Here is a 6979-nt window from a genome sequence, read left to right as displayed (position 1 = left end):
TGGCGCGGTTGACGGGGCTCGAACCCGCGACCCCCGGCGTGACAGGCCGGTACTCTAACCAACTGAGCTACAACCGCCCGCTGCCCGTTCGTTGCTGAACGTTGGGGTGTATTATGGTCCCGCCCGGATATCGTCAAGCGGCGTTTTGAAGTTTTTTCCGAAATCGCGAATTTTAACCCGCGCCGCCCGCAGCGGGGCCCTTCCGTCACCCGTCAGAATGCGGCGCGGATCGGGGCTTCGAACCGCTCAACTGGTGAATGTGTTAACGATGCAACATCTCGCCATTATTGGCCGACCCGGATACACATTCCCGGCCCCCTCATTTAGGGCGGCCTTGCGCAAGGGGTTGCAGAACAAGCCCCACGCCAAATGCAAAAAGACGGAGCAGAATTATGAAAAAATTGTTTCTTAGCAGTGCATTGACAACCACTCTGGTTGCCGGTTCTGCTCAGGCCGTGGAACTGACCGGCGGATATGTCGATCTGGGCTACTCCACCTTCACCGACAGCGCTCTGGGCGACAAATACAACCTGAGCGGTTCGGGTGAGCTTGCCTTTTCGAAATCCTTTAGCACCCAGCTGGATCTGGGCGGGTATCGGCTGCAAAACCTGGATGGCACCACAACCAACTGGACCCTGCACGCGAACCTGCACACGGCATCAAACGCATCTTTCGGTGCGTTTATCGGTCGTGAAAACTCGGATGGGGCCGACTTTGACTTCTACGGCATCGAGGCCGGTTTCGACGCGGGCAAAGCTACAATCGAAGGCTATCTGGGCCGCCAGGAGGTTGTCGATTTCTCGGGCCTTGACGGCACGCTGTTCGGCATCTCGGTTGTCAGCGATATTGATGACAAATGGCAATTCTCGGCCAATTACGATCTGGTGGACAACATCGCTGGCATCCTGAATTCCGGCATGTTCTCGATTGGCGCAAACTACGCGGTGGCCGACAATGCCGAGATTTACGGCACGCTGGGAACCGCGCATCTCAGCTCTCCGATTGTCAGCGGCAGCTCGAACGAGGCCTATGTGGGCTTTGGCGTCCGGGTAAATCTGGGCAACGCGCGCGGCACCACTTTTGGCCGTCGCGGCGTGCTGAGCAAACTGCCCGGTCTCTAAACCCCTCGCCCCGGCGCAACCCGCCGGGGCTTTTGCATCCCCTGCCCCCTTGCAGCCGGAAATGAGTCGCTGTAAGAGGCATCCTTACGGGTGATTAGCTCAGTGGTAGAGCGCTTCGTTCACATCGAAGATGTCAGGAGTTCAAATCTCTTATCACCCACCATTCCCCTTTTGATCGCGACACCGGATATGGACAGCCGGGCTTGTCACATCTTTGATCCCCCGCCTATCCTGCCGGTGATGGCCGTGCCCTTCACGGCGCAGCGCGGCGGGTCCGGGACATGGCGAAACTGAAACGCGACATTGGCCTGATCGGCCTGACCTTCATCTCGGTCGGGGGAATCATCGGGTCGGGCTGGTTGTTCGGGCCTTTGCTGGCCGTACAGCATGCGGGGCCCGCGGCGATTCTGTCCTGGATCATCGGGGCCGCCGCCATGTTCATTCTGGCGATCACCTTTGCTGAAATATCGGCCATGCTGCCCATCCCCGGCGGGATTGCCCGGGTGCCGCAGTTTTCACATGGCAATATCGTGTCAATGGCGATGGGCTGGACCGCCTGGATCGGCTACAACACCACCGCCCCGATCGAGGTTGAGGCGATGCTGAAATACCTCGCCCCCTATGCGCCCTGGCTGCATGCGGCGGAGACCGGCGATCTGACCGGAGCCGGGGTCGCGGTGGCGCTGGTTTTCATGCTGCTGTTTGTGGCGGTCAACGCGCTGGGGGTCAAATTCTTCACCCATGTCAACGCAGTGCTGACCTGGGCCAAGATCGCGATTCCCGTGATCCTGTCCGTGCTGCTGATCGCCACCCGCTTTGATGCGCAGAACTTCACCCGGCCGGACGGGTTTGCCCCCTACGGGTTGCAGGGAATCATGGCGGCCGTTTCAACGGGCGGCGTGATCTTTTCCTTTATCGGCTTCCGGCACGTGGTCGACATGGCCGGCGAAGTCCGGAACCCGAAATTCGCCATCCCCGCCGCCCTTGTCCTGTCCATCCTCCTGTGTGCCGCCATTTATCTGGGCCTGCAGATCGCCTTCATCGGCGCGCTGGACCCGCAGATGATCCACGCGGGCTGGGCTAGCCTCAGCTTTGGCGGGCAAGGTCCGCTGGATGGGGTCATCATGTCGGTGGGTATCCTGTGGTTCCTCAGCCTGCTGAATATCGGCTCGGTCATCGGGCCATTCGGCAACGGGCTGGTGGCAACCGGATCGAACGCGCGGATCGCAATGGCGCTGTCGCAGAACGGGTTTCTCCCAAAACGGTTGCAGATGCTGTCCTCGTTCGGGGTGCCGCTTTGGGCGTTGGCGCTGAACTTTCTGATCGGCATCCTTTTCCTGCTGACCGTGCCCTTCACCACCGTCATCGCCCTGAACGGCGCGGCGATTGTGCTGTCCTTTGCCGTCGGGCCGATTGCCGTGGTCTGCCTGCGTGACCTGCTGCCCGACCATCCCCGTTCCATCCGCATCCCCGCGGTCAAACTGGTCGGCCTGTCCGCCTTCGCCATCGCAACCCTGATTGTGTATTGGAGCGGCTGGGACACCGTTTGGCGGCTGGGCATCGCGCTGATTGTCGGGATGGTCCTGCTGCTGATCCGGTTTCACAACCGTCTGGACGAGATGGACGTGACCGAGGCCCTGTGGCTGGTCCCCTATTTCGGCGGGATCGGGTTGATTTCCCTTCTCGGCCAATTCGGCGACGGTGCGTTGAAACAAATCCCCTTCGGCTGGGATATTCTACTGTGCATCCTGTTCTCGGCGGTGATCTTCGCGCTGGCCATCCGCTCGGCCCTGCCCGCGCGGAAATTCAACGCCTATATCGCCGAGGAAGAGGTTCTGCACCCCGCAAAACCCGTCATCGGCCTGTAAAAAAGGGCGAGGCCACAGCCCCGCCCTTTTCCAAGGAATTCAACCGGATCAGTGCGCCGTGGCGGATTGGCTTTCGCCCCCACCCGCCTTTGCGGCGGCGGCAGCGGCGGCCTCTTCGGCGGCTTCGTCCCATTCAATCGGCTCTGGCTTGCGCACCAGCGCTTGTTCCAGAACCTCGGACACATGTTTGACCGGGATGATCTCCAGCCCTTCCTTCACGTTGTCCGGGATATCGGCCAGATCCTTTTCATTCTCTTCCGGGATCAGAACCGTCTTGATCCCGCCACGCAGGGCGGCCAGCAGCTTCTCTTTTAGCCCGCCAATCGGCATCGCGTTACCGCGCAGCGAGACCTCGCCCGTCATGGCGATATCCTTGCGCACCGGGATGCCGCTCAGGACCGAAACGATCGAGGTCACCATCGCCAGACCTGCCGACGGCCCGTCCTTGGGCGTAGCGCCGTCGGGGACGTGGACGTGAATGTCAATCGAATCGAATTTCGGCGGCTTCACCCCGATCTGAGGCGAAATGGACCGCACATAGGACGAGGCCGCGTCGATGGATTCCTTCATCACATCGCCCAGCTTACCGGTGGTCTTCATCCGCCCCTTACCGGGCAGTTTCAACGCCTCGATATGCAGCAGATCACCGCCCACGGAGGTCCAGGCCAGACCGGTGACCACACCGACCTGATCATCCTGTTCGGCCAGACCATAGCGGAACTTGGGCACGCCCAGGAAATCATCCAGATTGTCGGGCGTCACCGTGACGGATTCGGCCTCTTTCTTGATGATCTTGGTCAGAGATTTCCGCGCCACCTTGGCGATTTCGCGCTCCAGGTTCCGCACGCCCGCCTCGCGGGTATAGGTGCGGATGATCTTTTGCAGAGCTTCATCGGTCAGTTCAAACTCCTTGGCCTTCAGACCGTGGTTCTTGACCTGCTTATCGATCAGATGCTGCTTGGCGATCTCGCTCTTTTCTTCCTCGGTGTAGCCAGCCAGCGGAATGATCTCCATCCGATCCAGCAGAGGCCCAGGCATGTTGTAACTGTTCGACGTGGTCAGGAACATCACGTTGGATAGGTCATATTCGACCTCAAGGTAGTGATCCATAAACGTGCTGTTCTGTTCCGGGTCCAACACCTCAAGCATGGCCGACGCCGGATCACCACGGAAGTCCTGCCCCATCTTGTCGATTTCATCGAGCAGGATCAGCGGGTTCGTGGTTTTCGCCTTTTTCAGCGCCTGAATGATCTTACCGGGCATCGAACCAATGTAAGTCCGGCGGTGCCCGCGAATCTCGGATTCGTCGCGCACGCCACCCAGCGAGATGCGAATGAACTCGCGCCCAGTAGCTTTGGCAACGGACTTACCCAGCGAGGTTTTACCCACGCCCGGAGGGCCAACAAGACACAGAATAGGACCTTTCAGCTTTTTCGACCGCTGCTGAACGGCAAGATATTCAACGATCCGCTCTTTGACCTTCTCAAGCCCATAGTGATCGGCATCCAGAATGTCCTGCGCGCGGCCAAGGTCCTTTTTGACGCGGGATTTGGTGCCCCAGGGCAGCGACAGAATCCAGTCCAGATAGTTGCGGACGACTGTAGCCTCGGCCGACATGGGCGACATGTTCTTGAGCTTCTTCAGCTCACCATCCGCCTTTTCGCGCGCTTCCTTAGACAGCTTGGTCTCGTTGATCTTGGCTTCCAGCTCGGCAACTTCGTTGCTGCCATCCTCACCATCGCCAAGCTCCTTCTGAATGGCCTTCATTTGCTCATTCAGATAGTACTCACGCTGCGTCTTCTCCATCTGGGATTTGACGCGGGTCTTGATCTTTTTCTCGACCTGCAGAACCGACATTTCGCCCTGCATCAGGCCATAAACCTTCTCAAGCCGTTCACTGACGGAAAGTGTCTCAAGCAGTTCCTGTTTCTGCTCGACCTCAATGCCCAGATGGCCCGAGACCAGATCGGCCAGCTTGGCAGGCTCGGTGGTCTCGCCCACAGCGGTCAGCGCCTCTTCGGGGATGTTCTTGCGCACTTTGGCATAACGCTCAAACTCATCCGCAACGGTGCGCAGCAGCGCCTCGGTCGTGGTGACATCGCCAGGGATTTCGGTCAGATATTCGGCGCGGGCCTCGAAGAAGTCTTCGTTTTCAAGGAATTCCGTGATTTCCACACGCGCCTGACCCTCGACCAACACCTTGACGGTGCCATCGGGCAGTTTCAGAAGTTGCAGCACATTGGCCAGAACACCCGAGCGGTAAATGCCGTCGGTATCCGGGTCATCGACGCCGGGGTCGATCTGGCTGGACAACAGAATTTGCTTGTCATCCTGCATCACCTCTTCCAGCGCGCGGACCGATTTATCACGGCCCACAAACAGCGGCACGATCATATGCGGAAACACCACAATATCGCGCAGCGGCAGGACGGGGTATGAGGAATTCAGAGGCTCTTGCATGCTCAATCCTTATCGTTGGCAAGACGGCACCGGTCCCTGATGCAGGCAACCCTTGGCCGTCTCCTGTCTTGGATGGTTAAGGTGGGGCGCTGACACGCGCTTTTCAACCTCACCATCATGTATCAGATTTCAGAATGACCCGAGGTCTGACCGACTGCAAGGCGTCCTGCGCAGATATCCACCATTTTTGTTGGTTGGCCGGTTACAGCGGGTCGATATCCCCCTGCGCCCGCTGCGCGTGGAACTCGGCCTGCCAGGCATCGAACATGCCCGCCGCGATGGCGTCGCGCATGCCTGCCATGATCTCTTGGAAGTAGTGCAGGTTGTGCCAGGTCAGCAGCATGCCCGAGATCATCTCATTGGCGCGGAAGACGTGGTGCAGATAGGCGCGCGAGTAGTTGGTGCAGGCGGGGCATGTACATTGCTCATCCAACGGGCGCGGGTCGTCGGAGTGGCGGGCGTTCTTGATGTTGACCACGCCGTAGCGGGTGAACACCTGCCCGGTCCGGCCCGAGCGGGACGGCAGCACACAATCCATCATGTCCACGCCACGCGCCACGGCGCCGACGATATCATCGGGCTTGCCAACGCCCATCAGGTAACGCGGCTTGTCTTTAGGCAGGTAATCGGGGGCGTAGTCGAGGCAGTCGAACATGGCATCTTGTCCCTCACCTACGGCCAGACCGCCGATGGCATAACCTTCGAAACCGATCTGTTTCAGTGCCTCGGCGCTTTCTTCGCGCAGGTCGGGTTCCAACCCGCCCTGCATGATCCCGAACAAGGCGTGGCCGGGTCGGTCGCCAAACGCCTCACGCGACCGTTCTGCCCATCGCATCGACAGACGCATGGACTCGGCAATCCGGTCGCGATCCGCAGGCAGCGCCGGGCATTCGTCGAAACACATGACGATATCCGAGCCCAGAAGGCGCTGGATTTCCATCGACCGTTCCGGTGTCAGTTCGTGTTTCGAGCCGTCGATATGGGATTTGAAGGTCACGCCTTTCTCGGTCAGCTTGCGCAGCCCGGCCAGAGACATCACCTGAAACCCGCCCGAGTCGGTCAGGATGGGCCGTTCCCAATTCATGAACTTGTGCAAGCCGCCCAGACGGTCGATCCGTTCCGCCGTGGGGCGCAGCATCAGGTGATAGGTGTTGCCCAGCAGGATGTCGGCCCCGGTGGCGCGCACGCTTTCGGGCATCATCGCCTTGACCGTCGCCGCCGTGCCCACCGGCATGAAGGCAGGCGTCCGCACCTCACCGCGCGGCGTGTTTATCACACCGGTGCGGGCCTTGCCATCGGTGGCTTTCAGGTCGAATGAGAAACGGTCGGTCATCAGGGGCCTCGGGGCGCGGTGGCGGAAAACGGGCAGGATGTGCCCGATCCGGCAGCGCTTTGCAACCCGTCAGGGTAACGAGCAGACCCGGTCGGTGAACAGTCGCACAACCCCTGCCCCGTCAACGTCACGACAGACCGAAACCGGCGGCCGGGACGGATCGGCGCGCGTGGCCCCGATCTCGGGACCATCCACCA

Annotated in this window: 4 protein-coding genes and 2 tRNA genes; 3 read left to right on the top strand and 3 right to left on the bottom strand. The window is 60.1% G+C overall.

From position 1 onward, the window contains the following. Positions 1 to 77, bottom strand: a tRNA-Asp gene (locus tag MPJ51_RS21075). A 315-nt stretch (positions 78 to 392) separates the two neighbouring features. On the opposite strand from MPJ51_RS21075, the gene MPJ51_RS21070 reads away from it, so the two are divergent. From MPJ51_RS21070 to MPJ51_RS21060, 3 genes are all read left to right on the top strand, one after another. Continuing rightward, a complete protein-coding gene (locus tag MPJ51_RS21070; protein WP_298390913.1) occupies positions 393 to 1121 on the top strand; it encodes a porin in 729 nt (242 codons plus the stop codon). An 88-nt stretch (positions 1122 to 1209) separates the two neighbouring features. Then, a tRNA-Val gene (locus MPJ51_RS21065) sits at positions 1210 to 1284 on the top strand. Positions 1285 to 1402: 118 nt separating this feature from the next. Further along, positions 1403 to 2989, top strand: a complete 1587-nt coding sequence (locus MPJ51_RS21060; RefSeq protein ID WP_298390911.1) for an APC family permease — start codon at positions 1403 to 1405, stop codon at positions 2987 to 2989. Positions 2990 to 3037: 48 nt separating this feature from the next. Here MPJ51_RS21060 and lon read toward each other — a convergent pair whose 3' ends face one another. Together lon and tgt are read right to left on the bottom strand one after the other, a co-directional pair. Beyond that, positions 3038 to 5449 (bottom strand): endopeptidase La, encoded by a 2412-nt coding sequence (gene lon / locus MPJ51_RS21055; protein ID WP_298390909.1) that lies wholly within the window; start codon positions 5447 to 5449, stop codon positions 3038 to 3040. Between the two features lie 202 nt (positions 5450 to 5651). Next, positions 5652 to 6782 (bottom strand): tRNA guanosine(34) transglycosylase Tgt, encoded by a 1131-nt coding sequence (gene tgt, locus MPJ51_RS21050; RefSeq protein WP_298390907.1) that lies wholly within the window; start codon positions 6780 to 6782, stop codon positions 5652 to 5654. Positions 6783 to 6979 lie beyond the last annotated feature (197 nt).

The organism is Ruegeria sp. (genome assembly GCF_028066395.1).
Lineage (GTDB): Bacteria > Pseudomonadota > Alphaproteobacteria > Rhodobacterales > Rhodobacteraceae > Ruegeria.
The sequence above is the reverse complement of the archived record's forward strand: the minus strand, read 5'-3'. Positions and strand labels throughout refer to the sequence as shown.

Coding starts and splice junctions, on each gene's coding strand:
- tgt (WP_298390907.1), bottom strand. CDS start 6,782: ATGACCGACCGTTTCTCATTCGACCTGAAAGCCACCGATGGCAAGGCC.
- MPJ51_RS21060 (WP_298390911.1), top strand. CDS start 1,403: ATGGCGAAACTGAAACGCGACATTGGCCTGATCGGCCTGACCTTCATC.
- lon (WP_298390909.1), bottom strand. CDS start 5,449: ATGCAAGAGCCTCTGAATTCCTCATACCCCGTCCTGCCGCTGCGCGAT.
- MPJ51_RS21070 (WP_298390913.1), top strand. CDS start 393: ATGAAAAAATTGTTTCTTAGCAGTGCATTGACAACCACTCTGGTTGCC.